This window comes from Micromonospora sp. NPDC051296, from assembly GCF_040682255.1.
Taxonomy (GTDB): domain Bacteria; phylum Actinomycetota; class Actinomycetes; order Mycobacteriales; family Micromonosporaceae; genus Micromonospora; species Micromonospora craterilacus.
Genome location: NZ_JBFBAO010000570.1, coordinates 1 through 2,671, shown reverse-complemented (window position 1 = coordinate 2,671; position 2,671 = coordinate 1). Strand labels below are relative to the sequence as shown.

The window sequence follows — 2,671 nt, the reverse complement described above, 5'->3', positions numbered from 1 at the left end:
GGAACGGGCGGCGGCCAGCGCGCCGTACGCGGTCTTCGACAACGCCGGCCAGGACTGCTGTGCCCGCTCCCGGATCCTGGTGCAGCGCCCGGTGTACGACCGCTTCCTGGAACTGCTCGAACCGGCGGTACGCGCCTTCCGGGTGCGCCACCCGGCCGACGAGAGCGCCGAGATGGGCCCGCTGATCTCGGCCGGGCACCGGGACCGGGTCGCCGGCTACGTCGACGGGGCGCGGGTCGCCTTCACCGGATCCTGCCCCGACGGCCCCGGCTACTGGTACGCCCCGACCGTGCTGTTCGCCGAGTCGCCGGCCGACCGGCACTGGCGCGAGGAGATCTTCGGCCCGGTCGTCTCGGTGCTGCCGTTCGACGACGAGGCCGACGCGATCCGGCTGGCCAACGACACCGAGTACGGCCTGTCCGGCTCGATCTGGACCCGTGACGTGGGCCGGGCGCTGCGGGTGGCCCGGGCGGTGGAGGCGGGCAATCTGAGCGTCAACTCGCACTCCTCGGTGCGGTACTGGACCCCGTTCGGCGGGATGAAGCGCTCCGGCCTGGGCCGGGAGCTGGGTCCGGACGCCCTGCACGCGTTCACCGACGTCAAGAACGTGTTCATCAGCACGGAGGAGTGAGATGCAGGGACGGTTGCAGGACCGGGTCGCCGTGGTGACCGGGGCGGCGAGCGGGATCGGGCTGGCCACGGTGCGGCGGTTCGCCGCCGAGGGGGCCCGGGTGGTCTGCGTCGACATCGACGCCGGGGCCGGCGGGCGGGCCGCCGACGAGGTGGGCGGGACGTTCGTCGCCGCCGACGTGGCCGACGAGACGGCGGTACGGGACCTCTTCGACGGGGTGGTCGAGCGGTACGGGCGGGTGGACATCGCGTTCAACAACGCCGGCATCTCCCCGCCCGACGACGACTCCATCCTGGACACCGGGTTGGACGCCTGGGAGCGGGTGCTGCGGGTCAACACCACCAGCGTCTACCTCTGCTGCAAGCACGTCATCCCGCACATGCGTCGGCAGGGCCGGGGGTCGATCATCAACACCGCCTCCTTCGTGGCGCTGATGGGCGCGGCGACGTCGCAGATCGCGTACACCGCGAGCAAGGGCGGGGTGCTGGCGCTGACCCGGGAGCTGGGTGTGCAGTTCGCCCGGGAGGGCATCAGGGTGAACGCGCTGTGCCCGGGGCCGGTGGCCACACCGTTGCTGCGGGAGCTGTTCGCGGCCGATCCGGAGCGGGCCGCGCGCCGGCTGGTGCACGTGCCGATGGGGCGGTTCGGCGAGCCGGCCGAGATCGCCGCCGCGGTGGCGTTCCTGGCCAGCGACGACGCCTCGTTCATGACTGCCGCGCAGTTCGTGGTCGACGGGGGGATCACCGGCGCGTACGTCACCCCACTGTGATCGCGCAGACACCTGCTGTGACCGGTCTGGGTGGTGTCGGCCGGTGACCGCTCGGCACCGTGGAGTCAAGCAGCGTCGAATGGGCCGCACGCGTTACGTTGCTGGTCCGTCGGGGTAGAAGTCGGTGCACGGCATTGATGATCAGGGCACGTCAGGAATCGGCCGGGGAGGCTGCATGAGCTCGGCCCAGGGGGGCGCGGACGGGAGCCATAGGTTCGCAGCGGGCGGCGAGATTCCGCCGCTGCTCGCGGCGGCGTTCGCCGGCGGCGGTGAGATGGGCGCGCTGCTGCGCGACCACGACTGGTCGGCCAGCCCGCTCGGCACCCCGGACCACTGGCCCGCCGCGCTGGGCAACGCCATCAGCACGATGCTCGCCTCGAAGGCGCAGATCGCCATGTTCTGGGGCGAGGACCTGCGCGCCTTCTACAACGACGCCTACCGGCCGACCATCGGCGACAAGCATCCCGCCGTCCTCGGGCAGCCCGCCGAGGAGCACTGGGCGGAGACCTGGGACGTGCTCGGGCCGGTGCTGGCCGGTGTGCTGCGTGGCGGCGAGGCGTACCAGGGGCGGGATCACCATTTCCTGCTCGACCGGCACGGCTTCGTCGAGGACGTCTACTTCGACGTCTCGTACGACCCGATCCGGGGCGCGGACGGGTCGATCAACGGCGTCATCTGCATCTGTAGCGAGACCACCGGCCGGGTGCTCGGCGAGCGCCGGCTGCGCGCCCTGGCTGAACTCGGTTCGGAACTGCCCGATCCGGGCGGCAGCGCGGAGCTCGGCCGGGTCGCCGCGGGCGTGCTCGACCGGCACCGGCCGGACGTGCCGTTCGGGCTGCTCTACCTGCGCGACACCGACGGGCACCTGCGCCTGACCGGGGTCAGTGGCGCCGAGCCCGTCGCCGTCGGTCCGTCCGCCCGGCTGGTCGAGGTCGCCGCGACCGGCGCCGGCGATGTGGTGGCCACGGTCGACCTGCTCGGGCACGTTCCGGCCGACGCGGCCGACGAGGCGGTGCTGCTGCCGATCAGCGCGACCAACGAGCTGGCCGGGGTGCTGGTGCTGGGGGTGGCCCGCCGGCTGCCGTTCACCGGTGCCTACCGGACGTTCTTCGAACTGGTCGCCGCCCAGGTCTCCCGCGCCGTCGGCAAGCAGCGGGCGTACGAGCAGGAGCAGACCCGGGCCGCCGAGCTGGCCGCCCTGGATCTGGCGAAGACCAACTTCTTCGCCAACGTGAGCCACGAGTTCCGTACCCCGCTGACCCTGGTGCTCG

At 72.6% G+C, this 2,671-nt stretch carries 2 protein-coding genes and 1 pseudogene; all 3 read left to right on the top strand.

Annotated features, from left to right (window positions below):
- On the top strand, window positions 1–631 hold a 631-nt coding region (locus AB0M52_RS32975), incomplete at its 5' end, for an aldehyde dehydrogenase family protein (RefSeq protein WP_363961758.1).
- Window position 632: 1 nt separating this feature from the next.
- Window positions 633–1,400, top strand: coding sequence for a 3-oxoacyl-ACP reductase (locus AB0M52_RS32970; RefSeq protein WP_363961756.1), 768 nt, complete (start codon window positions 633–635; stop codon window positions 1,398–1,400).
- A gap of 175 nt (window positions 1,401–1,575) precedes the next feature.
- A pseudogene (locus AB0M52_RS32965) lies at window positions 1,576–2,671 on the top strand (histidine kinase); the annotation flags it as partial.